Source organism: Paenibacillus kyungheensis (assembly GCF_028606985.1).
GTDB lineage: Bacteria > Bacillota > Bacilli > Paenibacillales > Paenibacillaceae > Saccharibacillus > Saccharibacillus kyungheensis.
In genome coordinates this window covers 1,496,987-1,523,417 of sequence record NZ_CP117416.1, presented here as the reverse complement: position 1 = coordinate 1,523,417, position 26,431 = coordinate 1,496,987, and the positions used below count along the sequence as shown (strand labels likewise).

23 protein-coding genes, 2 tRNA genes and 1 other annotated feature (1 of these 26 only partly in view) are annotated in these 26,431 nt (G+C 39.7%); of the genes, 3 read left to right on the top strand and 22 right to left on the bottom strand.

What is annotated here, in order from left to right:
- Positions 1-252: a binding site (T-box leader), on the bottom strand (it extends 51 nt beyond the left edge of the window).
- An 86-nt stretch (positions 253-338) separates the two neighbouring features.
- The 3 genes from abc-f to PQ456_RS06650 form a co-directional block, all read right to left on the bottom strand.
- A complete protein-coding gene (gene abc-f, locus PQ456_RS06660; protein WP_273615428.1) occupies positions 339-2,345 on the bottom strand; it encodes a ribosomal protection-like ABC-F family protein in 2,007 nt (668 codons plus the stop codon).
- 552 nt (positions 2,346-2,897) lie between these two features.
- A tRNA-Gly gene (locus PQ456_RS06655) sits at positions 2,898-2,968 on the bottom strand.
- 9 nt (positions 2,969-2,977) lie between these two features.
- Positions 2,978-3,054 (bottom strand) — tRNA-Pro (locus PQ456_RS06650).
- A gap of 161 nt (positions 3,055-3,215) precedes the next feature.
- Between PQ456_RS06650 and PQ456_RS06645 the strand changes: the two genes are divergently transcribed.
- The gene (locus PQ456_RS06645; RefSeq protein ID WP_273615427.1) at positions 3,216-3,539 is read left to right on the top strand and encodes a YbjQ family protein; all 324 of its coding nucleotides are present in this window, start codon (positions 3,216-3,218) and stop codon (positions 3,537-3,539) included.
- An 11-nt stretch (positions 3,540-3,550) separates the two neighbouring features.
- Positions 3,551-3,796, top strand: coding sequence for a hypothetical protein (locus PQ456_RS06640; protein ID WP_273615426.1), 246 nt, complete (start codon positions 3,551-3,553; stop codon positions 3,794-3,796).
- Between the two features lie 99 nt (positions 3,797-3,895).
- On the opposite strand, the gene PQ456_RS06635 is transcribed toward PQ456_RS06640, so the two are convergent.
- The 7 genes from PQ456_RS06635 to leuB all read right to left on the bottom strand — a co-directional run bounded on the left by PQ456_RS06635 (position 3,896) and on the right by leuB (position 11,088).
- On the bottom strand, positions 3,896-4,867 hold the full coding sequence (locus PQ456_RS06635) for an aldolase catalytic domain-containing protein (protein WP_273615425.1): 972 nt from the start codon (positions 4,865-4,867) through the stop codon (positions 3,896-3,898).
- A gap of 113 nt (positions 4,868-4,980) precedes the next feature.
- Positions 4,981-6,315 carry a DUF4129 domain-containing protein gene (locus PQ456_RS06630; protein ID WP_273615424.1) on the bottom strand — a complete coding sequence of 445 codons (1,335 nt, stop codon included), beginning with the start codon at positions 6,313-6,315 and terminating at the stop codon, positions 4,981-4,983.
- A complete protein-coding gene (locus tag PQ456_RS06625; RefSeq protein ID WP_273615423.1) occupies positions 6,312-7,466 on the bottom strand; it encodes a DUF58 domain-containing protein in 1,155 nt (384 codons plus the stop codon). The genes PQ456_RS06630 and PQ456_RS06625 overlap by 4 nt, the downstream gene beginning before the upstream one ends.
- A complete protein-coding gene (locus PQ456_RS06620) occupies positions 7,467-8,465 on the bottom strand; it encodes an AAA family ATPase (protein WP_273615422.1) in 999 nt (332 codons plus the stop codon). It lies immediately after the preceding gene.
- A gap of 128 nt (positions 8,466-8,593) precedes the next feature.
- The gene (locus PQ456_RS06615) at positions 8,594-8,998 is read right to left on the bottom strand and encodes a hypothetical protein (RefSeq protein ID WP_137222228.1); all 405 of its coding nucleotides are present in this window, start codon (positions 8,996-8,998) and stop codon (positions 8,594-8,596) included.
- A gap of 182 nt (positions 8,999-9,180) precedes the next feature.
- Positions 9,181-9,729: a peroxiredoxin gene (locus tag PQ456_RS06610; protein ID WP_273615421.1), complete on the bottom strand. Its 549-nt coding sequence runs from the start codon at positions 9,727-9,729 to the stop codon at positions 9,181-9,183.
- 264 nt (positions 9,730-9,993) lie between these two features.
- On the bottom strand, positions 9,994-11,088 hold the full coding sequence (gene leuB / locus PQ456_RS06605) for a 3-isopropylmalate dehydrogenase (protein WP_273615420.1): 1,095 nt from the start codon (positions 11,086-11,088) through the stop codon (positions 9,994-9,996).
- 377 nt (positions 11,089-11,465) lie between these two features.
- On the opposite strand from leuB, the gene PQ456_RS06600 reads away from it, so the two are divergent.
- Positions 11,466-12,446, top strand: a complete 981-nt coding sequence (locus PQ456_RS06600; RefSeq protein ID WP_204825093.1) for an aldo/keto reductase — start codon at positions 11,466-11,468, stop codon at positions 12,444-12,446.
- Positions 12,447-12,660: 214 nt separating this feature from the next.
- On the opposite strand, the gene PQ456_RS06595 is transcribed toward PQ456_RS06600, so the two are convergent.
- From PQ456_RS06595 to infC, 12 genes are all read right to left on the bottom strand, one after another.
- Positions 12,661-13,740, bottom strand: a complete 1,080-nt coding sequence (locus tag PQ456_RS06595) for a hypothetical protein (protein WP_273615419.1) — start codon at positions 13,738-13,740, stop codon at positions 12,661-12,663.
- A 204-nt stretch (positions 13,741-13,944) separates the two neighbouring features.
- Positions 13,945-15,489 (bottom strand): 2-isopropylmalate synthase, encoded by a 1,545-nt coding sequence (locus PQ456_RS06590; RefSeq protein WP_273615418.1) that lies wholly within the window; start codon positions 15,487-15,489, stop codon positions 13,945-13,947.
- A 196-nt stretch (positions 15,490-15,685) separates the two neighbouring features.
- A complete protein-coding gene (ilvC, locus tag PQ456_RS06585; protein WP_204825095.1) occupies positions 15,686-16,678 on the bottom strand; it encodes a ketol-acid reductoisomerase in 993 nt (330 codons plus the stop codon).
- A 205-nt stretch (positions 16,679-16,883) separates the two neighbouring features.
- Entirely contained in the window at positions 16,884-17,372 is a 489-nt protein-coding gene (gene ilvN, locus PQ456_RS06580; protein ID WP_273615417.1) for an acetolactate synthase small subunit, read from the bottom strand.
- Complete coding sequence (ilvB, locus tag PQ456_RS06575) at positions 17,369-19,117, bottom strand: biosynthetic-type acetolactate synthase large subunit (protein ID WP_273615416.1); 1,749 nt, start codon at positions 19,115-19,117, stop codon at positions 17,369-17,371. The genes ilvN and ilvB overlap by 4 nt, the downstream gene beginning before the upstream one ends.
- 976 nt (positions 19,118-20,093) lie before the next feature.
- Positions 20,094-21,056 (bottom strand): ABC transporter permease, encoded by a 963-nt coding sequence (locus tag PQ456_RS06570; RefSeq protein ID WP_273615415.1) that lies wholly within the window; start codon positions 21,054-21,056, stop codon positions 20,094-20,096.
- Positions 21,056-22,135: an ABC transporter permease gene (locus PQ456_RS06565; protein WP_204825098.1), complete on the bottom strand. Its 1,080-nt coding sequence runs from the start codon at positions 22,133-22,135 to the stop codon at positions 21,056-21,058. Before PQ456_RS06565 ends, PQ456_RS06570 begins: the two co-directional genes overlap by 1 nt.
- Positions 22,128-23,666, bottom strand: a complete 1,539-nt coding sequence (locus tag PQ456_RS06560; protein ID WP_273615414.1) for an ABC transporter ATP-binding protein — start codon at positions 23,664-23,666, stop codon at positions 22,128-22,130. The genes PQ456_RS06565 and PQ456_RS06560 overlap by 8 nt, the downstream gene beginning before the upstream one ends.
- Before the next feature lie 199 nt (positions 23,667-23,865).
- Positions 23,866-24,903: a BMP family lipoprotein gene (locus PQ456_RS06555; RefSeq protein ID WP_273615413.1), complete on the bottom strand. Its 1,038-nt coding sequence runs from the start codon at positions 24,901-24,903 to the stop codon at positions 23,866-23,868.
- Between the two features lie 408 nt (positions 24,904-25,311).
- Positions 25,312-25,671: a 50S ribosomal protein L20 gene (gene rplT, locus PQ456_RS06550; RefSeq protein WP_204825101.1), complete on the bottom strand. Its 360-nt coding sequence runs from the start codon at positions 25,669-25,671 to the stop codon at positions 25,312-25,314.
- Between the two features lie 27 nt (positions 25,672-25,698).
- Complete coding sequence (gene rpmI / locus PQ456_RS06545) at positions 25,699-25,899, bottom strand: 50S ribosomal protein L35 (RefSeq protein ID WP_273615412.1); 201 nt, start codon at positions 25,897-25,899, stop codon at positions 25,699-25,701.
- A 15-nt stretch (positions 25,900-25,914) separates the two neighbouring features.
- On the bottom strand, positions 25,915-26,409 hold the full coding sequence (gene infC / locus PQ456_RS06540; RefSeq protein ID WP_204825674.1) for a translation initiation factor IF-3: 495 nt from the start codon (positions 26,407-26,409) through the stop codon (positions 25,915-25,917).
- Between the last annotated feature and the right edge of the window lie 22 nt (positions 26,410-26,431).

The window sequence follows — 26,431 nt, the reverse complement described above, 5'->3', positions numbered from 1 at the left end:
TATCTCAACATAGAGTCTCCTCTATATCAATCACATGTAGATTATAAGCTTCTCGCTCGAAACGACGATAACGGATCGTTACACCGGCTATTCCTAATCTACAAATCAGCTTGCTTACGCCGCTAACTTATATTTCAGAACGCTGCTCCAGAGTGAACTTCAACAGTCTGCTTCTGTAAAAATGCTCTCAATCTAATGGCATTTTCTCCCTGTACGACAGTACTGTTTACTCTTCTCTTTCGTTGCAGATGTCATAGTGAAAATAGATACTCACTATTTTACAAACAACCAGCCTTCCCGTCAACGATTGTTATGCAAAAAAGAATATTCTATTTGATTTACGAATGAGACGAGTATGATGCTAACTCTTTGCGTAACGATTGAATTTCTTGCCAGACAGGATCATTAGCTGGCTGCTCTAGATTTAAATCTTCAATAGATTGTGTCGATTTGGAAAGATGTTCATGGGATCGAGAAGACGAATGAGATTGCTTCTGATCTGCAAGCCCGGCTAACAATTGAGATAGACGCAATTCTAGCATCATACGTTGTTGATAACCTTCTACTCCACCTGCCATAGCTTCTTGTTGCTGATGTGCTTTGGCTGCTTCATATTCTTCTACAGTTCCTTCAAACCGTTGATAATGATGGCTACGTTCTAACTGTAACAATCGAGTCGCTAATCGCCGAACTAACATCCGATCATGAGAGACCAAAATAATCGTTCCTGAGTATTGTTGTAACGCTGACTCGATCACTTCTTGTGCAGCGATATCTAGATAGTTGGTCGGTTCATCGAGAATCAACACATTTGCACCGCCAAAATATAATCGTATTAATGCGACCCTACACTGCTCTCCCATACTTAGATGTCCAATCTGCTTATACACTTCTTCGCCACGGAACAAAAAACAACCTAAGATCGTTTGCGCTTCGGTGCGTGTCATAGAAGGCAACACAAGCAGACTATCCAGTAAGGTCATTTCTAACGGCAATCCTTCGAGTTCCTGTGAAAAGTAACCTATATTCAGTGCTGGATGATGCCATAATTCACCACTGGATGGTTGGAGCTGTCCGAGTAATAACTTGATCAGTGTGGTTTTACCTGACCCATTTGGCCCTGTAATCGCAATACGATCGCCACGTTGTACATTCATATCAAGATGTTGAATCAAAGCTTTATCTTCATGCTCTGTATTCTGATGTTGTTCTATTTGTTCTAGATCAGCATCATACGCAAAACTTACATCATCTAACCGAATTAAGGTATGCCCTTTAAACTCACTCGCTTCTAGTTCAAAGTTCATTTTATCAGCATCACGTGGTTTTTGAACGCTTTCTGAATCTAAACGTTCCAGCGCTTTTTCTTTGGCATGATAGCGTGAAATATTTTTGTTCGCTTTATCTCTATAAAAGCTTTTAGTAATTTTCACTTCATTTTGCTTACCGGCTGCCCGATGCGCTTGTTCGAACCATTGCTGATAATTGCGAATCGATTCTTCTAACGCTTTGCGCTGTTGTTCTTGCTTTTTGTAAAGCGATTCTTGCGCTCGTAATTCACGCTCTTTGTGTTCTCGATAATCGCGGTATCCACCTTTATACTTGGTCATTCCTGTCTGTGTCAATTCACATACAGACGTCGCCATCCGATCTACAAATTCACGATCATGTGAGACAAATAACAAAGTACCTGTGTATTGTTGCAATCGCTTTTCTAACCATTCCATGGTCTCTGTATCGAGATGATTGGTAGGTTCATCTAAGATTAATAGCTGCGTCTCACGCGTTAAAACAGATGCCAGACGGACTCTTGTTTTCTGACCTCCGCTTAACTGTGTATAGGGTACATTCCATAACTCAGATGTAATCCCTATCGTAGTCAATTGCTTTTCCACTTCAATTTCCCATAGGAATCCATCATGCTTCTCATATTGTTCTAACGTACTGCCATACTGTTCCAAAACCTCGTTGTAATGATCGCTTTGTTGTTCCACTGAAATATTCTGGAGTTGTTGCTCTAATTCATCTAATTGTTGGCGTAAGTTCCACAATTCTGGCTTACCTTGTCTCGCTATTTCTAACGTTGTCCAGCCTTGATGAATATGCTCCATATCATCTTGCTGTCTCATCCAATCCCATTGTGCCAATGGTAAGAAGCGTTCGATTTTGCCTTCTGTAGATTCAGTATCATTCATTAGCAGTTGAATCAATGTGCTTTTGCCACTTCCATTCTCACCGATCAAGGCGAGACGTTCTCCTGCTTCTATTTGTAGATTCACTTGTTCGAAAATTCGTTGACCGTTCCAATCTTTTGCCAGATTGCTTACTTTTACGATGGTTGTCATTGAACATCATCCTCTCTGAAATCATAAAAAAACCGCCAGAGCAGATGCTCTCGCGGTGATTAATGCTAACGTCAGATCGTTCATTATCCATATGTAAAATAAGCAAAAGGATATAAGTATAGAGTGCTTCTACTTTACGATTAGTCGTGTCTATTTGTCGCCTAAGACATCATTAATCACAAAAGTAAAACCATTTTCTTCATCCTGAACTGTTATGATCACAGTTTCCTATTGCTATCCATGGACATACGTCTCCCGTTTGCATCAGCCGCTTGAGCTGTCTGCCTGCTTCATCATGTGCAGTTCGTAGGGAAATTCGTATGTTTACTTCATTGGACAATAGGACCCTCTCATTTCTTCAGAATGGTCAGCTTGAAAAGCATAAAGTATATAATTACCGCTGACAACGACAGTATAACAGAGCTTTCACAAAAAACCAAATCTTATTGTGCTACTCATACTCATTTATATTTGTATACAGGCATTACAAAAAGATAAATATAACAAAAAAAGCCTTTGCTTTCGCAAAGACTTTCTCTTGGTATTTCAGTAAGCGGGTGATGGGAATCGAACCCACGCTATCAGCTTGGAAGGCTGAAGTTCTACCATTGAACTACACCCGCATAAATGGATGGTCGGGATGACACGATTTGAACATGCGACCCCCTGGTCCCAAACCAGGTGCTCTACCAAGCTGAGCTACATCCCGAGGTCACGTTTGGAAAGTCATTAGGCTTTCTTAACGACAAGATATAATATATCATATTCATTTTTATCTTGCAACTTCTTTTATTTATGTATCATTTTGAATAGCGTTACGTATATAAAAAGTATAGTATACGCTTTATCAATCAGACAGGAGTGATACAAATGATTATCGTAACGACTGAACATATTCCAGGTTATCGAGTAACTAATGTGCTAGGCTCAACTTTTGGTGTCGTTGTACGTGCACGCGGAATAGGTGGCGATATTATGGCTTCTTTTAAAGGATTAGTCGGTGGTGAAGTTAAGCAGTATACTCAAATGATCGAAGATGGTCGCCGTCAGGCTTTAGATCGAATGGTTGAAAGTGCACATACAATGGGTGGTAATGCAGTAGTAATGATGCGATTTGATAGCGGAGATATCGGTAATAGCATGAGCGAAATTGTTGCTTATGGTACAGTCGTTACCATTGAACCGATCGCATGAGTTTTTTTAATATGGGTGCTATCTATTTCGCATTACAAATCGCTGGTTTTCTAGCTTTACTTTTAATAAGCTGGTACTTTTTTGATAAGCGATACAAAGGAAAACAACGATCTTCTCAACAACAAAATGATATTCTCAAGCATTCCTATCCTACCCCTGAGGTCTTTGTCGATCCTGCGGATGGCAAAACATATCGAGTCTACTATCATGAACAGACAGGTACACGTTCGTATGTGGAAGAGTATTCTCAATCTTAAAATGATCTTTACTTAGAACACGATAAACTAAAAGAGCAACCTTCCTTAATGACTGGAAGTTGCTCTTTTGGTTTATTTAGTATACTTTTTTAGCTAATTCTACTTATTTCCTTTAGAAGAATCGAAGCTCACTTCTGGAGTCGTCAACTTATCGTAGAACTCAACTGAATTATCTTTGTCGTCTGAAGCACGAAGTGCCATCGCAGAACGTGGATGCTCATCCAATGATCCTGTGATCATATAAGGAATGATATAACCCCACTCTTCTTTTTCACGCAAAGCAATCATATGCTTGTCGATCATTTCTAAGACTGGACGCAATGTATACTTGGTATTTTTTAAATGAGTCACTAGCAATTCAGTCGGACAGTTACCTGCCGCGCGACCCATACCGTATACAGAAGCATCTAATAATTCGACACCATGCTCTGCTGCTACAAGCGTATTCGAGAATGCCATTTGCATATTGTTATGGGTATGTACACCCAGACGTTTGTTAGGCAAGTTAGTTTTGAATTTATCAACCAAGTAAATCATGTCTTTATAATCTAGACTACCATAGCTATCTACGATATAGACAACATCAACAACACTATCGTTGATCAATTCAAAAGCTTCTAATAGTTCATTTTCCATTACGTTAGACAATGCCATAATATTGATCGTTGTCTCATATCCACGATCATGGAACGTTTGTACCAATTGAAGCGCTTTGTCTACATCTTTGATATAACAAGCTACACGAATCAGGTCTAACATACTTTCTTCACGTGGCAAAATATCTTCTTCCGCAACACGACCGATATCTACAAGCGCAGACAACTTAGTTGTTCCTTTTTGAGGAATAACTGTACGCAAGAAATCGTCATCTAGAAAGCGCCAAGGACCTGCTGCTTCTGCACCTTTAAGTAATTTGGGAGAGTTTTTGTAACCGATCTCCATGTATTCTATACCTGCTTCGTTCAAACTTTTATACAAATCTTGTACAAATTCTACGCTGAAATCCCAGTTATTCACCAGACCTCCATCACGAATCGTACAGTCTACAATTTTGCTTGGATTAAGTTTCATTGTTAATCTCCTTTCAGCCGTTTCATTCTCTCCATGATACTGTAAGCATCCTTTAAAAGTAAAGAATTTTCTAACACGCTTTAAAGCTTCACATGAATAAATTCATGAAATATTCAATCTTTTTTCTCCCAACCTTTCAGTTCTTCAGCATCCACAGACTTGGCACCATACCGAATCTGATTGTACCAGTGTATCAATATCGAGATACGTTGTTCTGAATAGGTTGACGATTCCTTTGGATTTAAATCAATCATTTTGCGTCCAAGTGTATTCGGTGTATCGCCCTTATGCTGATCCAGACCGCGCTTTATTCCTCGCCGAATCAATCGTTCATAATGATAACGCACACGTTCAGCAGGATCATCCGGCACTTTCTTTTTAAAATTCATTCCTATAGATGCGGATGTGGGACGAATCTTTTCGGTTTGATCGATATATCCTGAAGATGGCTCTTGTACAGGTACTACAATATCACTTTCAATCCCCAGAATACGTAATAACCAGCGCCAGAGTGGTAGACCATATTTGCGAAGTAGACGGTATAGAAACAGCCCTACACCTATTACAAAAGCAGCTAGAGCAGCAATCATAATGATCTGAGCGATTCGCTCAATCCACTCCGGATTCAAAATAGAAGGGCTTTGCTCCGGTAAATCCATTGGTGGTAGCAATGGGGGCGGTGTGATCGGTTCAATCATTTGATTAGGCACGGTAGGTTCATTATTTTGGAAAAGAGACAGTATCTTCTGCCACAACCAGCTCAATATCACCGACAATTGTGTACTACCGCCGATAATCGCAATCAATCCAATCAGAATCCATGTCCAACGCCGACTCCGACGAATAACCAATTGAAGAGCAGCTAGAGGAAATCCATCTTCCCAGACAGAATAGCTTATCTGACGGGAACCACACCGCATAAGAATCGCAAATAAATGAATCATACCTGCTACATAAATTGAAAAATGAGTAGATGACAGATCACCTTCTGAACCTGTAATCACATAGAAAATCCATGCTACAATCAGTAAAACCAATTGCAATGTTAACGGAAATAGTTGATCCCAATCACCCATCACTAGCATATTACCGCGAAATAATCCAACAACTAACATACATATACTGGCGATCCAGATCGATGATAAGCCCACCTGTTGTACCATTGTCCAAAGTATAATAGATCCTACAATAATCCATACTATATACCAACTGATGATTTTCCATTTTCCAGAAGAAGGTCTACTGGCGATACGTAATGTAATTCCCAGACCACCTGCACATAATAGCCACAACGCCCATAGTACAGGCTGATCTGTATGAAATAGATACGCATCTAACAGAACTATAATCGGATAACAGGCAGCGACTTCTGCCAGCATATAGGCAAGCGGTTGCCAGTGACTAGAGAATGAGTAGCTTGTTATCGTTGAACGACTTTTGGTTGTCATACGCTCACCTTCTTACGAGGTTGGTGATCTTGCATGGTCTGATAGTGGTTAGATTTCTTCAACTGCTCTATACCAGGCACATGCAAAATGCTCACAGTAGAGCCAGACTGTTCTAATGTCGTGATAGCTTGCTTGATCGGTTCCGATACATGTGGAGTAACGATTAAAATGTCCATGTTATTACTCTGTCCATGTTGCGGAACAAAAGATTGTAAAAATTCATGAAAAGGCAATCTACTTTTTAATTGTACTTCTGCCATACATTGTAGTAATGCTGATAATTGTTCACTTCCGTAAGCGGGTAAAATGCGCGCATCTTGTTCATCTTCTGTTGCAATAATCGCATTATGTCCAAATCCTGCTTTCATACCTTTACCGATTAGATCTGCTGCGATTGTTGCACAATAACTAAGACCACACTCTGCTACTATCGGCTCGGTGACCACTCTCCACATCTGTTCACTAATTTCAATATTCAGAAGAATCATTACGTCTGGATCAGCACTATATCCCTGACGATACACTTGTAATTGACCTGTGCGTGCTGTCGCTTTCCAGTGAATCTGATTCATCGGATCACCCGAGCCGTATTCTCGCACTCCTGTAATCAAAAAAGGATCTTCATTCGTCCAGCGTCTAACTTCTACTTCACCTTGCCAGCTTCGATACGCTTCTGGCATCTCATCTATCGCTGTATACGCAGGATAGACAGTCATTGTAGATTCAATCCGAAGCGGACGATTCGCACGTGCCAATCCAAATACATCCCCTGCACTCATCAAAGCGCTATCCATATGAAAAACACCACGTTGTCGACAAGTAATCTGGTGCCTGCGTGTAATCCGTGTAAGCGCAGACAAACTAAATAAGCTAGTATGATTCTGATACAGTGTGCCTTCGCTGATCGCTGTCTCTGCTTGATGACCGAATTGAAAGCCTGCTGGTAAAATAGACTCTAATCGTAGCCAGGGTACAGGAATACGGCGCTTATTTTGAATAATCTCGATCATTTCAATATCTTCGCCAACATGACAGTAAGTTCGAGACAATTTGCGCTCATAATCGATCTGTCGAAGAGATCGTCTGCCTAACACTAGAGCTTGAAGTAAAACAACGACTCCAGCAATCAGAAGTAGCCAGAAAAACTCCATTTACTTCACTCTACTTTCCAGATTGGCTTCAGTAGGAACCTGTTCAGTATCGAGAATAGATTGGATCAATAGATGAGCTTTATGTTTATCATTGTGATGTCGATTTTTAAATACCAACCGATGGGCTAGCACCGGAGATGCCATCGTCTGAATATCATCGGGTAATACATAATCTCTCCCTTGAATAGCTGCATACGCTTGAGCAGCTCGTAGTAAGGCTTGTGTGGCTCTCGGGCTTGCACCTAGAGCAATCTCTTCGTGTCCACGTGTAGCTTCTGCAAGACGAACAATATAGCCTAATAGATCCTCATGAATAGTAACTGCATGACATAGCTGTCTTGCTTCAATAATTTGTTCACGAGTTACTTGTTCAAAAACAGAACTTGAATTAGAATCTGTAGTTGTTTCTTTACTTGCTTGTGAAGATAACGATGTTCTGCGTAAAATCTCAATTCCTTCTTCTGCGGAAGGATAACCCATCGACATTTTTAACATAAATCGATCCATCTGAGCTTCCGGTAATGGAAAAGTTCCCTGATTATCTACAGGATTTTGCGTAGCGATCACCATAAATGGATTGTCTAATTTCATCGTCTCTCCATCTACACTAATCTGCTGTTCTTCCATACATTCCAGCAGACTGGATTGAGTACGTGGTGTTGCACGATTGATCTCATCTGCAAGTACGATATTAGCAAATAAAGGCCCTGCTCGAAATGTGAATTCGCTTTCTTTTTGATTGAAAAAATGGATTCCTGTAAGGTCAGAAGGTAATAAATCCGGTGTGAATTGGATGCGCTGAAAATGGCAACTCATCGCTGCTGCTAACGTTTTGGCAAGCATCGTTTTACCCGTACCGGGTACATCTTCCATCAATACATGTCCAGAAGCAAATAAAGCCGTTAGTAGTAATTGAATCTCATGATCTTTACCTACGATAACTTGTCCTACTTGTTGCTGAAGACGATCAGCTAGTGTCTTAACGGTATATGTATCCATTATTTAGATCTTCCTTTCTGTACCTATCTAGTTTTATCATACAGTGATTTGGATGAAATGCAAAAAAGGAGAAGCATAATATAGAGCTTCTCCTTTTTTATATATTCAATTGTTCGTAATGTATAAGCTTACTTGTGTTGAAGACGAGAGCGACGTAGACTCATAACAGCAAGGCGTCTTTTCAGATCACGTTCCCATTTCTCATCATTGATTTTTTTGGCTACAGCGAGCAGGTCTAGACCCATATCAATCTGACTTTGCACCATGGTCATTGGGTCATCTTCTTCCATATTCACGCAATTCTCGAACATGGTTGCTTCATCTTCCATCACATAATCCTGAAAATCAATCTCAGGTGTGCCATCGCCATGCGCATACTCAGCCAAAATCTCATACTCACTTTCTACTTTGTAATGAACTTCAACCCGTTCACATACAGGACATACGAGTAGGGGAACATTATGAACCTGGGTTCGAAAATGTTTTAAAGTCCCTTTCGTACCTATCATACTGCCGCCACAGCAAAAGCTCATGTTGCTCACCCTCCATACATTATTCTATGATTTTCAACCTTACCCCAATATCATCAAAATAATTGATTGTGAATGATTATTAACCAGCTTGTGTCCATTCTACACTTTTTTGGGAGAAGACAAAACCCCCCCATTCGTAGAATATACGAATGAAGGGGCAAAATAGATTACTTTTTCTTATATTAAGAAGTAACTAATGTTTTTTGTCCTGGTTTCCAGTTCATTGGGCACAATCCACCAGATTGTAGAGCTTGCAATACGCGAAGAGTTTCTTCTACGCTACGACCTACATCGTTGTGGTTAACTACTTCATATTTCAATTCGCCTTCTGGATCGATGATGAATAGACCGCGAAGAGCTACGCCTTCTTCTTCGATCAATACGCCATAATCAGAAGCAACTTTTTTCGTAATATCGGAAGCCAATGGGAAGTTCAATTGACCTAGACCATTGTTTTCTGGAGCAGTGTTAATCCAAGCTTTGTGACTGTGAATAGAGTCAGTACTTACACCAACAATTTCAGTATCCAATGCTTTGAATTCTTCAGCTGCATCACTAAGTGCAGTGATTTCTGTAGGGCATACAAAAGTGAAATCTAGTGGATAGAAGAAAAATACCAACCATTTACCTTTGTAATCGGACAATTGAACGCGTCCAAAATCTTTACCGTCACCAGAAACGGTCTCCATGTTAAAATCTGGTGCTTGTTTACCTACCAAACGATCTGCCATAATCCAGTATTCCTCCTTTTATATAAGAAAAGTCAATACACACTTTTCTTTCCTATCTGTATGATAACTCTAAACGCTATGACAAGAATGTTATCATCGACCCAAATCAAAGTCAAGATTAGAAGAGATACTTTATTATAATAATTCTAAATAAGGATTTTTCAGTACAATTTAATGTCTGCTGGCTCTAGCAAAGAGAGCTAATGTCACATTTTGATCACATATACAAACGATAAACGATCTCCAAAATGTGAAATGAATGGATTATGCTTTTTGCATCGCTGCTACGATCAAATCACCCATTTGTGAAGTCGATAATGCCTGACTCTTATCTACAGCAATATCAGCTGTACGGTGACCTTCATCTAATACTTTAGCAACAGCGGCTTCAATCGCATCGGCTGCGTCTGCATAATTGAATGTCAGACGGAACATCAATGCCACTGACAAAATAGTTGCTATTGGATTCGCCAATCCTTGTCCTGCAATATCAGGAGCTGAACCGTGTACTGGCTCATACAATCCGAAGCTTCCTGCATCGGTACTGTCTCCCATAGAAGCAGATGCTAACATTCCGATCGATCCTGTTAACATTGCTGCTTCATCACTCAGAATATCGCCAAACATATTTTCAGTCACGATCACATCAAAGCTAGATGGACGACGAAGCAATTGCATCGCACAGTTATCAACCAATACATGCTCTAGTTCTACATCTGGATAATCAGGAGCGATCCGATTTACCGTTTCACGCCATAGACGAGACGTTTCCAGTACATTCGCTTTATCTACAGAAGCTAATTTTTTACGACGCTTTTGAGCAATTTCAAAAGCTTGACGAGTGATGCGCTCGATCTCAGTCACATTGTATACACAAGTGTCTACCGCTTCTTCTCCATGTTCACCTTGTCTTCTTAATTTCTCACCGAAATAAATACCGCCTGTTAATTCACGTACTACCATTAAGTCTGTACCTTCTAATACTTCTGGTTTCAGTGTAGATGCTTCTTTCAAACAATCAAATACAACCGCTGGACGCAAGTTAGAAAATAGACCTAATGCTTTGCGAATCCCAAGTAGACCTGTTTCTGGACGTAATTCTTTAGAGTTGTTATCCCATTTCGGACCACCTACAGCTCCAAGCAATACAGCATCTGCGCTTTTACAGACATCTAACGTTTCTTGAGGAAGCGGTGTTCCTTTTTCGTCTATAGCAATTCCGCCAAATAGCGCATGTTCCGTTTCAAAAGAATAGCCGTATAATTCTTCTGCTTTTTTCAATACTTTTTCAGCTTCTGCTACAACTTCTGGTCCGATACCGTCACCAGCAATTACTGCAATTTTTTTTACGTCTGTCATATTAGAAGTCTCCTTTTATGTTAAGTTCGTTCATTTCACCTATACACAGTTTTATCATACATGTCAGGTCTTAGCCAAGATATACAAACTATGACCTTCATAGGCAAATCCTATAAGCTTCTTTTCAGAGATAAGATTGAGCAATTGTAATTGTATTTTGTATAGATAGAAAAGGTTCTTTATTTAAAATAATATGTTATTTCAAGCTATAATTTTTCTTATTCCCACTTCTGTATTCTTATATGGTATAGTAACATAGGAATTTGTACCAAATTATGGATAAAGAAATTTGCTGTTCACAGGTACAAGGTCTAAAATAGTTACGGAGTGCTGTTCAACACGACATTCAATATTTTAAAAACAGAGGAGTGCATATTATGGATTATTCATATCTTGGTAAGTCAGGGTTAAAGGTCAGCCGTATTTGTTTGGGCACCATGAATTTTGGACCTGTTACAGATGAGAAAGAATCATTCCGAATTATGGACGCTGCTCTTGATGCAGGCATCAACTTTTTTGATACTGCGAATGTATACGGATTTAAAGTAGGTGTTGGAACAACTGAAGAGATTATCGGACGTTGGTTCAAACAAGGTGGTAACCGTCGTGAAAAAGTAGTGCTCGCAACTAAAGTATATGGAACGATGCATAAAGATTTGGATGGCCCAAATAGCGATGGTGGATTATCTGCTTACAAAATTCGTCGTCACCTTGAAGGTTCTCTCAAACGCTTACAAACAGATCATGTGGAATTGTATCAAATGCATCATATCGATACAAATGTAAGTTGGGATGAGTTATGGGGTGCATTTGAAGTCGCTGTTCAACAAGGTAAAATCGGTTATGTCGGTTCAAGTAACTTTGCTGCATGGCATATCGCTATCGCTCAAAAAGCGGCTGAAAACCGTAATTTCTTAGGTTTGATTTCAGAACAGCACAAATATAGCTTATTGTGTCGTCAACCTGAATTGGAAGTTCTTCCGGCTGCTCATGCGCTTGGATTGGGTGTTATTCCGTGGAGTCCACTTGATGGTGGATTACTTGGACGTAATGCACTCAAAAAAATCGAAGGTTCACGCAGTGGTGGCGATGCCAATCGAGTAGATCAACATAAAGAACAGCTAGAACAATATGCTGAATTGTGTAATGAACTCGGTGAACCTCAAGATGTGGTTGCTCTGGCATGGGTACTTGCTAATCCAGCTGTTACTGCTCCAATTATTGGACCACGTACAGCAGAACAATTTGAAAGCTCTTTACGTATTATCGATGTGAAGCTAGATGAAGCTACAATGACTCGTCTAGATGAAATATTCCCAGGTCCAGGTGGAGCCGCTCCTAAAGCTTACGCTTGGTAAACGATACGCTGTCTTCTATAAGTATTTTATTTTTTATACATGAATAAGCATTAGAAAAAGCTCTTCTACTTGTCTGCAAAGACAAAAGAAGAGCTTTTTTTATTGTTGCTAGCTACTTGCTATATTGTGGCTAATTATTTGCTGTAGTATTGCTAGTTTATTGCTATCTAGTCATTTGCTAGTATCACTTTACTATTTTTTAACGCTCATATAATTAAAGAGTTTCTACCAGAATACCTAACGGTGTAGAAGAAGCACCTGCAATCATCAAAGCAAACGTATATTTACTATTTCCGGGTGGCGCATTAAGTGTATAGACAGGACATGCTTGTGTGTTGGTACGCATTAATGGAACACCATAGGTCTGTCCATCTTTGCGAACAGCTCCACCATAACTACCACCACGTGGATTCAGTGAAATTTTGATTGTACGTGTTTGTGAAGATGGGTTATTAACCGGAACAGTAACATTGTAGACTGCTCCAAATTGAGCACGATTATCTAGAGAACTCGGTAGTTCACTATTGGCTGCTGTAAATAATTGATCGGCTGGTAACGAGCCATCTTTTTTCGTTTTTGCAGCTGTTGGATAAATGACACGAGCTGATCCTACCGTATAGACAGGAGTGATTGCATTAGTCTCAGAAAAGTTCCAACTACCACGTGGATGAGCCTGTGGTGCAGGGGGCAACGGTGCTGATTTAATTAAAGTAAGATCATATGCAGTATCACGCGAAGCAACAGTACGCACTTCATAACTGATCTGTCCACTATCTGTACTTTCTACTGTAAAGTCATACATAAATCCAAGCAATTTACCCGGCGGTACAATAAAGCTCTCGATCAAGCCAGATTGTAACTGTTTGATCAATGGATTCTCAGCTGTACGTTGATCAGCTGTTCCTCCTAATGTAGCTCTGGAAATACAAGTACCAATATCGTTAATCCAGTTCACATCATCTCCACCGACCCGGTATTCACGAGTAACCGATGTAATACGAAGAGCACCATGATTAGCTTTATTTTCAAGTGTAATTCCGACTTTCACTGGATCTTTAAGCACGTTATAATGCCATGCAAAAATGCGGTGTTGTACCGTTTTGTTATTAGTCTGCACTACGTCATGCCATAATGTACCATGACGTACAGGGAAATTCGCTTCATTCAACGTTTCTGGATTATCACTTACCATTAGGCGCCGGGTACCGCCTTTGGTAGCTGAAGCGATATCGTACTGAACAATTCCGGTAGTGTCTACTACTTCGATAGGTAAGTCTTTACCTTGACAGGTCATACTGTATTCCTCCTCTAATTTGATATTATTTTGATCTAAACGACAGACTACACTTCTACTTCTACTTCTACTTCTACTTCTACTTCTACTAAATAAATAACCACACTGTCATTTACAACAGTGTGGTTAAAAGGTCTTACATTATATAAAGTAAAAAATCACGAGGTATTTACAACCTACATTATTATTTTTTTGAAAAACTTTTTAGATCATCGAAATATTGTCACGTCTACCGTACGTTTTACGCTTTTCAACCAGACGATTTAATGAGTCGACATACGCACGAGCACTTGCTTCTAGAATATCTGTACTTACTCCGCGACCTTGCGCTGTAATACCATCTTGCGTTAGAGCGACATGTACTTCACCCAGTGCATCTTTACCCTGCGTTACCCCTTTAATCGAGTAATCCGCTAGTTTTACTTCTTCTTGTGAAGCTTTGTCGATTGCATTGTAGATAGAGTCAACAGAACCATTACCACTAGATTCTTCTTCACGTACTTCTCCATCCGCAGTCGATAAACGAATCTTCGCTGTAGGTGCTCCTTCACTATCAAAGGAAACAAATAACGAATCCAATTGGAACAACTCGGGTGCATCCGCAAGACGCTCTTCTAACAAAGCAAACAAATCATCATCCGAGATTTCTTTTTTCTTATCAGCCAAAATTTTAAATTTAGCAAACGCTTCATTCAATGCTTCTTCTGTCAGGTCATACCCTAATTCGATCAAATGCTCACGGAACGCATGACGACCCGAGTGTTTACCCATCACTAATTTGGTTGCTTTGAATCCAATCGTTTCTGGACTCATGATTTCGTAAGTCGTTTTCTCTTTCAGCATACCATCTTGGTGAATACCGGATTCATGAGCAAACGCATTGGCTCCAACAATCGCTTTGTTACCCGGGACGACCATACCTGTCAATTTGCTGACCAAACGGCTAGTACGAGCAATTTCAGAAAGAGTCAGACTGGTTTTGGCACCAAAGAAATCTTGACGCGTTTCCAATGCCATCGCTACTTCTTCCAACGCTGTATTCCCTGCACGTTCCCCGATACCATTAATTGTACCTTCAATCTGATCTGCACCGTTCAAAATTGCAGCCAGTGCATTCGCTGTTGCCATACCTAGATCATCATGACAGTGAGCGCTCAATTGTACTTTTTCAATATTAGGTACATTTTCTTTTAAGTGTTTGAAAATGTTACCGTACTCATAAGGTGTCAAAAAGCCGACTGTATCTGGAATATTTACCACATAAGCGCCTTCTTCAACAGCCATAGTAACCATTTCTACCATAAAGTCGTATTCAGTACGTCCTGCATCTTCTAATGAAAATTCAACTTTGTCAAAATACTGACGTGCATAGCGAATCGCTGAACGTGCTGTATCTTTTACCTGTTCTTTTTCCATCCGAAGCTTATGTTGACGGTGAATCGGTGAAGTCGCCAAGAACAGATGTAGGCACGGATCTTGCGCACCTTTCAGTGCCTCGCGTACCGCATCGATATCTTGTTCTCTAGCTCGCGCTAGACCGATAATACTTGCATTTTTGACTGCGCGTGCTACAGCGTTAACCGCTGCCAAGTCTCCAGGTGATGCTGCCGGGAATCCAGCTTCTATCCGATCGACACCCAATTTTTCGAGTTGATAAGCAATCTCTACTTTCTCGCGAGTATTCAAGTTCACTCCCGGCGATTGTTCTCCATCTCTCAATGTGGTATCAAAAATATAAATTTTGCGCATCATCGCACCTCCTTGTTTTTTTGAAAAAAATACCGATATGCAGTAAGGCTGATATATTCCTATTCCTTACTACATATCGGTCTTAACGATACTTGGGTTCACTTCATAATGCTTGTACTGCCCAGAGATAGCGGAAAATTTAATATCCAACTATCTTTGCTTATTTCATTTAGACAACATAGATAAGTTTAATCTTTTATTTTTTGATCCAGTGCATCATACCGCGAAGTTCTTTACCTACTACTTCTAGTTGGTGCTCGGATTCGTTACGACGAGTCGCTGTCAAGAATGCACGACCGGATTGGTTCTCAAGCATAAAGTCACGTGCAAATTTACCTTGTTGGATATCAGACAATACTTCTTTCATTGCTTTTTTCGTATCTTCAGTAACGATACGAGGACCTGTTACATAGTCACCATATTCTGCTGTGTTACTGATAGAATCACGCATTGTAGACAAGCCACCTTCATACATCAAGTCAACGATCAATTTCAATTCGTGTAGACACTCGAAGTATGCCATTTCTGGAGCATAACCAGCTTCTGTCAATGTTTCAAATCCAGCTTTAACTAGCGCACTTACACCACCACATAGTACTGCTTGCTCACCGAACAAATCAGTTTCTGTTTCTTCACGGAATGATGTTTCGATAACACCTGCACGTGTACAACCGATACCTTTAGCATAAGCTAGACCGATTTCTTTTGCAGAACCTGTAGCATCTTGATGAATCGCGATTAGGCCTGGTACACCGAATCCTTCTTCATATGTACGACGTACCATGTGTCCTGGAGATTTAGGAGCGATAAGCAACACATCGTTACCTTCTGGAGCTACGATTTGTCCAAAGTGAACATTGAATCCATGAGCGAATAGTAATGCAGCATCAGGTTTCAAGTTAGCTTCGATATCACTTTTGTATACACTTGCTTGTGTTTCATCAGGCATCAAAATTTGTACAAGGTCTGCACGTTTAGTTGCTTCTGCTACAGATAGTACTTCAAAACCATCATTTTTTGCTTTGTCAAAAGATTTACCTTCACGAAGTCCGATTACTACAGACAATCCGCTATCACGCAAGTTTTGTGCATGAGCATGACCTTGACTTCCGTAACCGATAATTGCGATTGTTTTACCTTTCAATACGTTCAATTCTGCATCATTTTCATAGTAAGTTGTTATAGCCATTTCTTATTCCTCCTCTAATGTATGAAGCTTGTTCTCGGTATACACCGGTAGTCATAATACGCAACCCTCTGACAAGAGCGGGTATTTCAAAAGATAACATGATATAGAAGAAACTTATTTCATCTGTAAACTACACCTGAATATACACTAGGAAGTTATACAGTTATCTTTTCAAATTACCCGCTCTTGCCTGATCAATAATCTTTTATACGTTACCGCGTATCATCGCTGTCGCGCCTGTGCGGGAAAGTTCACGTATACCATAAGGCTTCAATAATTCAAGCATAGCATCAATTTTGTGAGTATCTCCTACCACTTGAACCATAAGGCTGTTAGGGCCGATATCTACAACTGCTGCGCGGAACGTTTCTACAACTCCCATAATTTCTGGACGTTCAGCCGGCTCTGATTTTACTTTGATCAATGCTAATTCACGTGTAACCATTGGCTTGGAGCTTAGATCGATAACTTTGATAACATCAATGATTTTGTATAGTTGCTTTTCGATCTGTTCTAACGTTTTTTCGCCGCCTGTAGTCACAATAACCATGCGCGACAATCCTACTTCTTCCGATTGACCTACTGTAATACTTTCGATATTGAATCCCCGACGGCCAAAGAGTCCTGAGACTCTTTGAAGAACGCCGGGCTGATCATTCACTAAAACAGCGATTGTATGCTTTGTAATATTCATTCTTCATCCCCCATTAACATTTGATCAATGGTAGATCCCTGAGTAACCATTGGATACACGTTCTCATGTTTGTTAACAACAAACTCGACAACGACCGGGCCTGGTGTATCCATCGCTTCTTTCCAAGCAGCTTGTGCTTCTTCTTTATTAGTAGCACGTAGACCTTTAACACCATATGCTTCTGCTAATTTTACAAAATCAGGGCTTCCTGCAAGATCAATATGACTGTACCGATTATCATAGATCAATTCTTGCCACTGACGAACCATACCCAATACCTGATTATTCAAAATAACAATTTTGACTGGAATATTATTGATCGCGCAGATCGCTAATTCTTGCGAACACATCTGCATCCCACCATCGCCATTGATCGAAATAACCAAACGTTCTGGATTCGCCATCTGTGCTCCAATAGCTGAAGGGAAACCAAAGCCCATGGTTCCGAGTCCACCTGAAGTCACCCATGAACGAGGTTGGTTAAAGCGATAGTATTGTGCAGACCACATTTGATGTTGACCTACATCTGTTGTTACGATCGCTTCTCCGTTGGTTGTATCATTAAGCATTTCTACCACCCATTGTGGCTTCAATACTTCATCTGAATCATCATAGCGGAAAGGCTTTTCCTGTTTCCAACCTGCTACTTTAGCACGCCATTCATCTGCTTTTGTCGCATAAGGTACATTAACATTTAACATTTCCAACACTGTTTTCACATCGCCTACGATAGGAATATCAACTGCTACATTTTTACCGATTTCAGCAGGATCAATATCAATATGAACAATTTTGGCATGTGGTGCGAATCCATCTAGCTTACCTGTTACCCGATCATCGAATCGTGCTCCGATATTGATAAGTAGATCTGATTGTTGAATCGCATTATTAGCTGTATATGTTCCATGCATCCCCGGCATACCAATCCATAGATCGTTACCACTCGGGAAACCACCAAGCCCTAGCAAAGTTGTTGTAATCGGAATACCTGTAGAAGTAACGAACTTGAATAGTTCTTCATGACCTCCAGAGTATACAACTCCACCACCTGCAAGAATCAATGGACGCTCTGCTTCAGCGATTGCCTGGTGCAATTTATCTAATTGTAATCTGTTAGGTGTGACTGTTGGATTGTAACCACGCATCGCTACAGGTTCTGTATGTGGTTTGAATAATGCTTTTGCTGCTGATACATCTTTAGGAATATCGATCAATACCGGACCTTTACGACCTGTATTGGCAATATGGAATGCTTCATGAATCACTCTTGGCAAGTCCTCTACATCACGTACTAGATAACTGTGCTTGGTGATTGGCATTGTGATACCGGTAATGTCTGCTTCTTGGAAAGCATCTGTTCCGATCAATGTTGTTGCTACGTTACCAGTGATTACAACCAGAGGTGTTGAATCCATATAAGCTGTTGCAATTCCTGTTACCAGATTGGTTGCTCCTGGTCCAGAAGTAGCGATACACACGCCAACTTTACCACTAGCACGAGCATAACCGTCTGCTGCATGAATAGCACCTTGTTCATGACGTGTTAGCAAATGTTTGAAATCTTCAAATCCATGCATCGCATCATAAATATATAATACTGCTCCACCCGGATAGCCAAAGACACAATCTACACCTTCCAGTAGTAAGCTACGAAGTAACATTTCCGAACCTGTAATCACTTCCGGTTTCATCCATTTCTCACGCAATTCATCTGTTGATTGTACATTAGGTATATTCGTACTCATAAGTCATCCTCCTCCCAAAAATTCACATCAATCTTACATTGGCAAATGAACAATATCCCTTGATCCAGCTTAGGATGTACAGTACAGATTTTCTGTTATAACTGGAAGAAAGACATCAAAAAAGCCTTTCGCCGCCTCAAACAGAAAAATCTGTTATTGAGGGACGAAAGGCTAAGCTTCCGTGGTACCACCCATATTTGCGCACAGCTTCACAGCATAAGTACGCCTCATAAAGTAAAGTAGATTAAGACTTTACTTGTTGTCTGTAACGTAGACCTTACGATTTTCCCTAATAATCATATTTGGAGTCAGATATAAATCTATAAGATCCACATCTACTTAAACATGCCTTTCAGGAAAACAGCTCCGAGGTGAGCTCGTATATAAGGGATTCTGATGAAGCTTACACCAAATGCTTCACTCTCTGGACAAAAGAGCCCTTAAAACTTCGTCCTCTTCATTGCCGATACATAGTATTCAATGATTACTGCCGCTTACGCTTGTCAGCGACTCAAATGATTTAGGAATATTATATGATTCATTTTCGATAGAGTCAATACTTCTTTTTTGTCATTCTTTACAATCCCATTTTAATACATCATTTGTTACATACTTAAAAAAAGTAATCAAACCAAGCTTTATCAGTAATCTATATGATAATTTATACCAAGTAATTTAATATGTATTTTGTTCTTTATGCACAACATCTATAAATAGTATAAAAGAAATCTTTGTCTAACAAGCACTAAAAGTTGGAAAAAATGCTGACTCACTTGCTTCATGTATCTAAATAAGTAATTGGTTAATTTTACTTTTTTATTCATACAGCATCTCTATAAAATTTAAAATAATGATCTCTTTATAGGTCAAAATTGATTTTATTTAATAGCTTGCAGATATAAAAAAAGTCGAAGTTCAGAAAAATCCAAACTTCGACTTTATTCAATCATGTGCATATATTACTTTTTATACCGACTTAACGTTTACTTGGATCATAAGGTTGTCCCAGTGCAGACGGTGCACTTGAACGTCCTACTGCTGCAACCAATACAATAATCGTTAATACGTATGGCAACATATAAATCACTTCTTGCGGAATACTTTGTGTCCATGCAAAAAGCTGTACATAGTTACGCACTGCTTGAGCAAGACCGAAGAATACAGCCGCTCCGAATGCTCCCCATGGATTCCATTTACCAAAAATCATAGCTGCAATCGCAATATAACCTTGCCCTGAAATCGTATTATGCGAAAATGTTCCTGTAGTTGTCAGTGTAATTGTTGCTCCACCAATACCAGCAAGTGCTCCACTTAGCATAACTCCGATATAACGTAACCGATTGACTTTGATCCCTACTGTATCTGCTGCACTTGGATGTTCCCCAACAGAACGTAGACGAAGACCAAACGGTGTTTTGTACAATACATAATACGTAACAATAACAGCTATTACTGCTAAATACGTTGTAGGATACGCATGGAAAAAGACATCACCGATCAATGGAATAGTAGATAGATAAGGAATATTTACTTTATCAAACCCAGAGATCAAACCTGTTTCACCTGCACCATCAAATAACAATTTAACCATGTACAATGTACTACCAGCAGCCAAGAAGTTAATTACAATACCGCTGATAACCTGATCCGCTTTGAACGTAATCGAAGCTACAGCATGAATCAATGAAACCAAGACTCCAAATACGATCGCTGCCAATACACCGATGCAAGCTGCACCAAAGCCGCTTAATCCTGCATCTTGAGCATAAAATCCTGCTACGCCTGCTGCAAACGCACCAAAAATCATCAAACCTTCTAGCCCTAGATTAGTAACCCCAGATTTCTCTGAGAAAATACCGCCTAAAGATGTAAAGATAAGTGCTGTAGCAAAGACTAGCGTCGTATTAATCAGCTGTCCAATAATAGTCAACACGTCCATTACAACACCTTCTCTTTCTTACGTTTAGCATAAAAAGGTTTTAAGACCCAACGTACAATGCCTTGCGCTGCAATAAAGAATATAATCGCTCCGATAACAATCCGTACAATCTCCGGTGGAACATCAGCACTAAAGCTCATTCCTGCTGAACCATACGTTAATGTACCGAATAGAATCGAACCTAAAATAATACCGAATGGATTATTTAGACCAATCAAAGCTACGGCAATTCCATCAAATCCAGTTCCTGGTGAACTTGCCATAACTGATTGATATTGGAATACACCAAGTACTTCAAAAGATCCAGCTAGACCTGCAAACATACCACTGATAAACATCGCTTTGACAATATTGCGATTCACGTTCATCCCTGCATATTTGGAAGCATCCTGGTTAAAGCCTACAGCACGAAGCTCGTACCCTTGTTTTGTTTTCCACATAAATACATAGAAGAACACAGCCGCAGCCAGAGCAATAGCTGTCCCCCAGTGCACACGAGCATTACCCATCATTTCAGATAACCACATGATAGCAATAGATGCACTTGGTTGAATATCTTCAGAACGGTTTTGACCTTGTAACAACATAAAGTGATTAATTACAAAGTTAGCTAGATACAGACCGATCCAGTTCAACATAATACAGGAGATAACTTCATTAACACCACGAACTGCTTTGAGGAAACCAGCGATAGCCGCCCACAATCCTCCAAAGACAGCTCCTGCAATAATCGCAAGCGGTGCATGGATATAAGCTGGTAGACCATGAAGGTTCACAGCAACCACTGTAGCAGCTGTCATTCCAATTAGAAATTGTCCTTCGCCACCGATATTAAATAGTCCAGCACGTGCTGCAAAAGCAAACGCCATACCTGTCATAATCAACGGAGTCATTTCACGAATAGCTTCACCGAAATCATACGGATCACCATATACACGTGTGAGCAATGCAGAGTAAGCATCTATCGGATTGTATCCGCCGATCAGCATAACAATTGCACCTAGAATCAGACCCATAATAATTGCGACAATTGGCAACACAAACGAATCTTTGGTAATCGCTTTGAGAATATTATTCATGTGCTGCACCTCTCTTTGCGGTGCTTCCTGCCATCATCAAGCCTAATTCCTGATCATTGGTTTTGTCTGGTAGCACTTCGCCTACAATTTGTCCTTCATAAATAACAGCGATGCGATCAGATACGTTAATAATTTCATCTAGTTCAAATGAAATCAACAATACCGCTTTACCTTGATCACGCTGTGCAATCAATTGTTGTTGTACAAATTCTATCGCACCAACATCCAGACCACGTGTAGGCTGAGCAGCAATCATTAATGTAGGATTTTTATCAATCTCACGCGCAATAATCGCTTTCTGCTGATTACCACCGGACAGTGAACGGGCATGTGTAGCAATACTTGGTGTACGCACATCAAAGCGTTCGACAAGGCGTGTAGCATGCTTATCAATCGCATCAAAGTTCAAAAACCCACCTTTATTGAATGGAGCTTTATAATACGTTTCTAGAACCATATTTTCACTCACTGAAAAATCGAGTACCAGACCGTGCTTGTGACGGTCTTCTGGAATATGAGAGACACCGGATTCTGTAATTTTACGTGGAGACAAATTAGTGATGTCTTTACCAAGTAATTTGACAGTACCTCCATCTACATGACGTAGACCGGTTAATGCTTCAATCAATTCACTTTGACCATTACCATCAACACCAGCAATACCCAAAATTTCGCCTGCTCGAACTTCCAAATTCAATCCTTGCAAAATAGCTGCGCCTTCTTTGTTGTTAGAAATGATATTTTCCATTTGCAATACAACATCGCCTGGTTCAGCAGTTTTTTTGTCTACTTTGAAAGTAACATTACGACCGACCATTTTTTCAGCCAGTTCTTGTGGTGTCGTTTCTGACTTTTTGACGGTATCGACTACTTTACCACGACGAATAATAGTTACATTGTCGGCAATTTGCATAATTTCTTTCAACTTATGTGTAATCAAAATAATCGATTTTCCTTCAGCCACAAGACGCTTCATAATTTCCATCAATTCCGAAATTTCTTGCGGAGTCAATACTGCTGTTGGTTCATCAAAAATCAAAATTTCCGCTCCACGATATAATGTTTTCAGTATTTCTACCCGTTGCTGCATACCTACTGAAATATCATGAATTTTGGCATTTGGATTGACTTGCAGACCGTATTGTTCTGAAAGCTGACGAATCTCTTCAGTCGCTTTTTTATAATTGATTCGGGTTCCTTTTTTCGGTTCTGAACCCAGAATGATATTCTCAGTAACTGTAAATGGCTGAACGAGTTTGAAGTGCTGATGCACCATACCAATCCCGAGCTCGATCGCTCTGTTAGGACTGTCAATGATCACAGGTTCTCCATTAACTTCGATACTACCTTCTTCAGGCTGATAAAGACCAAATACAATATTCATCAATGTTGATTTACCTGCACCATTTTCACCTAAAAGAGCATGAATTTCCCCCTTGTGCAGCTTAAAGCTAATAGAATCATTGGCAATAATACCAGGAAAGACTTTTGTAATTTGTTTCAACTCTACCACAGGGGTTGCTGCACCCATGAGATCACCCTTATAAGCGTATTGATTGGTACAGACAGCAAGAACTGTCTATAACCGAAAGCTAAAATTATGAGATTTTCCGAAACGACAACTGATATTTACATCGAACTATCAGGTTATAAACGTGACAACAAGGCTAGTGTCTATGAACCAGCCTTGTTGTTTTTTTTATTTGAAAAGCATATTAATGATCAAGTAATTACTCGCTAGGAACTTTCAATTCGCCGCTAACAATTTTAGCTTTGTAATCATCAACTAGTTTGATTACATCAGCAGGAACATTTTTGGAAGAAGTATCTGCTAAGCCTACGCCATCCTCTTTAAGTCCCAATACTTCTGTACCACCAGCAAATGTACCATCTACGACTTCTTTAGAAACTTTTTCTACAGCAACGTCTACACGTTTAACCATAGAAGTCAAAGTCACTTTATCACCGAATTCTAGTGATTGGTCTTTATCTACACCGATAACCCATGCCGTTTGACCAGAGTTAGAACGGGAAGCTGCTTCGTTAAATACGCCTGTACCTGTACCACCAGCAGCATGGAAAATGATATCCGCGCCATCGTTGTACATTGTAGCTGCTGCTGCTTTACCTAGATCAGGTTTATCGAATGCACCTGTATAGTTAACAAGCAATTCAGCATCAGGGTTTACTGCTTTGATACCTGCTTTAAAACCAACTTCGAATTTTTTGATCAGTGGGCTATCTACTCCACCGACAAATCCGATTTTGTTGGATTTTGTCATTTTACCTGCTACTACACCTACTAAGAAGGAACCTTCATTTTCAGAGAAAGTTACAGATTTAACGTTAGGAGCATCTACTACACTATCAATGATAGCTAATTTTGCATTTGGATTTTGTTTAGCAACAGTAGCAATACCGTCTGCTAAGCTAAAACCAATACCCCAAGTTAAGCTGTAATCACCTTTTACAAATTGATTCAAGTTAGGAATATAATCCTGATCAGATTTACTTTGCAGATATTTAACTTCTGCTCCGCTTTCCTTTTGTACTTTTTCAAGAGCTTCCCAAGCAGATTGGTTAAATGATTTATCATTTACGCCACCTACGTCAGTTACCATACCAATTTTAACATCGCTTTTTGCTGCTCCGCCTGTAGCATCGCCACTCCCTGCGTTGTCAGTACCGTTGCTTTTGTTCCCACAAGCTGCTAATACCAATGAAAATGCTAGCAACATAATGAGTGAAAGTTTGTACGCCTTCTTCATGAATCTTTTTCCCCCTTAGAAGTATAAGCTATGATCTGCTGCCTCTCTGTCTGGATACGAACAATTTTTACCCTTATCGAGCTCAATATTCGTTATAGGTGCAGATTTAACAGTCGATGAACAAATTATACAATCAAGTGGTAAGAAAATCTACTATTTAAATTACTATTGGTCAATTAATTTACGATTTTATTTTCTGTAAGCGCTTTATTATGTAAGAAAATACTATTTTATGTTAAACCCATGTAATATTACCGTTCATACTCTTTACACATTTTACGTTTTAATGCGTTAAATCGCGATTTTCATGTTATGTTTTATTACTATGTATTTTTTGCTACTAATTTGCGTATAAAAAGAGCCCCCGGATCATCCGACGGCTCTTTATGCAACTCATAAGAATAAATCTTATGCGTTAATTTTTTCTTTAGCTACATTAGCCAATGAGTTAAACGCGTTAACATCATTTACAGCCAATTCAGCTAGCATTTTACGGTTGATATCAACGCCAGCCAATTTAAGACCGTGCATCAATTTGTTGTAAGACAATCCGTTAATGCGTGCTGCTGCGTTAATACGAACGATCCACAATCTGCGGAAGTTACGTTTTGTTTGACGACGGTCACGGTAAGCATACACCAAAGATTTGTTAACTTGCTCTTTTGCAGTTTTAAAAATACGGTGTTTCGAACCGAAGTAACCTTTTGCTAATTTAAGAATTTTCTTATGTCTGCGACGTGTGACGAATCCGCCCTTCACTCTTGCCATATCAGTAAACCTCCCAGTAAATTAAAATTATTTAAGATTAGATAATTGTTGTTTCAAACGTTTTACATCACCGCTAGACATCAACGGGTTTGTTCCCAAAACGCGTTTTTGACGTTTTGATTTGTGAGAAAGCAAGTGGTTTTTGAACGCTTTATAGCGTTTTACTTTACCTGTTCCTGTAATTTTGAAGCGTCCTTTTAAACTACTATGAGTTTTCATTTTCGGCATTTTAATATCCCCCTTTTAATTTTTCGGCGCCAAGATCATGATCATGCTGCGGCCTTCCAATTTTGGTTGGCGCTCTATTGTACAAAGTTCTTCAACTTCAACTTTTACACGATCCAATATTTTTTGACCAATACTTGCATGTGTAATTTCGCGACCGCGGAAGCGGACCGAGCATTTCACTTTGTCGCCATCTTTTAAAAATTTAACAACATTGCGGAGTTTAGTTTGATAATCATGCTCCTCAATGTTAGCACGGAACCATACTTCTTTAAGATCAACGATCTTTTGGTTTTTGCGTGCTTCTTTCTCTTTCTTCTGTTGCTCGTAGCGGAATTTACCATAGTCCATAATGCGACATACAGGTGGTTTCGCTTGTGGAGCTACATTTACAAGATCCATGTTCAAATCGATTGCCATCTGCAATGCTTCACGAGTAGGCGTAATTCCGATCTGTTCACCTTCAGCACCAACCAGGCGTACTTCTTTAACCCGGATTTCGTCATTGATCATATGTTCTTTACTAATAACTTTC

What these genes read in the sequence shown, in the direction of transcription:
- abc-f (WP_273615428.1), bottom strand. Translation starts at nt 2,345, where the DNA reads ATGACAACCATCGTAAAAGTAAGCAATCTGGCAAAAGATTGGAACGGT.
- PQ456_RS06645 (WP_273615427.1), top strand. Translation starts at nt 3,216, where the DNA reads ATGATTATCGTAACGACTGAACATATTCCAGGTTATCGAGTAACTAAT.
- PQ456_RS06640 (WP_273615426.1), top strand. Translation starts at nt 3,551, where the DNA reads ATGGGTGCTATCTATTTCGCATTACAAATCGCTGGTTTTCTAGCTTTA.
- PQ456_RS06635 (WP_273615425.1), bottom strand. Translation starts at nt 4,867, where the DNA reads ATGAAACTTAATCCAAGCAAAATTGTAGACTGTACGATTCGTGATGGA.
- PQ456_RS06630 (WP_273615424.1), bottom strand. Translation starts at nt 6,315, where the DNA reads ATGACAACCAAAAGTCGTTCAACGATAACAAGCTACTCATTCTCTAGT.
- PQ456_RS06625 (WP_273615423.1), bottom strand. Translation starts at nt 7,466, where the DNA reads ATGGAGTTTTTCTGGCTACTTCTGATTGCTGGAGTCGTTGTTTTACTT.
- PQ456_RS06620 (WP_273615422.1), bottom strand. Translation starts at nt 8,465, where the DNA reads ATGGATACATATACCGTTAAGACACTAGCTGATCGTCTTCAGCAACAA.
- PQ456_RS06615 (WP_137222228.1), bottom strand. Translation starts at nt 8,998, where the DNA reads ATGAGCTTTTGCTGTGGCGGCAGTATGATAGGTACGAAAGGGACTTTA.
- PQ456_RS06610 (WP_273615421.1), bottom strand. Translation starts at nt 9,729, where the DNA reads ATGGCAGATCGTTTGGTAGGTAAACAAGCACCAGATTTTAACATGGAG.
- leuB (WP_273615420.1), bottom strand. Translation starts at nt 11,088, where the DNA reads ATGACAGACGTAAAAAAAATTGCAGTAATTGCTGGTGACGGTATCGGA.
- PQ456_RS06600 (WP_204825093.1), top strand. Translation starts at nt 11,466, where the DNA reads ATGGATTATTCATATCTTGGTAAGTCAGGGTTAAAGGTCAGCCGTATT.
- PQ456_RS06595 (WP_273615419.1), bottom strand. Translation starts at nt 13,740, where the DNA reads ATGACCTGTCAAGGTAAAGACTTACCTATCGAAGTAGTAGACACTACC.
- PQ456_RS06590 (WP_273615418.1), bottom strand. Translation starts at nt 15,489, where the DNA reads ATGCGCAAAATTTATATTTTTGATACCACATTGAGAGATGGAGAACAA.
- ilvC (WP_204825095.1), bottom strand. Translation starts at nt 16,678, where the DNA reads ATGGCTATAACAACTTACTATGAAAATGATGCAGAATTGAACGTATTG.
- ilvN (WP_273615417.1), bottom strand. Translation starts at nt 17,372, where the DNA reads ATGAATATTACAAAGCATACAATCGCTGTTTTAGTGAATGATCAGCCC.
- ilvB (WP_273615416.1), bottom strand. Translation starts at nt 19,117, where the DNA reads ATGAGTACGAATATACCTAATGTACAATCAACAGATGAATTGCGTGAG.
- PQ456_RS06570 (WP_273615415.1), bottom strand. Translation starts at nt 21,056, where the DNA reads ATGGACGTGTTGACTATTATTGGACAGCTGATTAATACGACGCTAGTC.
- PQ456_RS06565 (WP_204825098.1), bottom strand. Translation starts at nt 22,135, where the DNA reads ATGAATAATATTCTCAAAGCGATTACCAAAGATTCGTTTGTGTTGCCA.
- PQ456_RS06560 (WP_273615414.1), bottom strand. Translation starts at nt 23,666, where the DNA reads ATGGGTGCAGCAACCCCTGTGGTAGAGTTGAAACAAATTACAAAAGTC.
- PQ456_RS06555 (WP_273615413.1), bottom strand. Translation starts at nt 24,903, where the DNA reads ATGAAGAAGGCGTACAAACTTTCACTCATTATGTTGCTAGCATTTTCA.
- rplT (WP_204825101.1), bottom strand. Translation starts at nt 25,671, where the DNA reads ATGGCAAGAGTGAAGGGCGGATTCGTCACACGTCGCAGACATAAGAAA.
- rpmI (WP_273615412.1), bottom strand. Translation starts at nt 25,899, where the DNA reads ATGCCGAAAATGAAAACTCATAGTAGTTTAAAAGGACGCTTCAAAATT.
- infC (WP_204825674.1), bottom strand. Translation starts at nt 26,409, where the DNA reads ATGATCAATGACGAAATCCGGGTTAAAGAAGTACGCCTGGTTGGTGCT.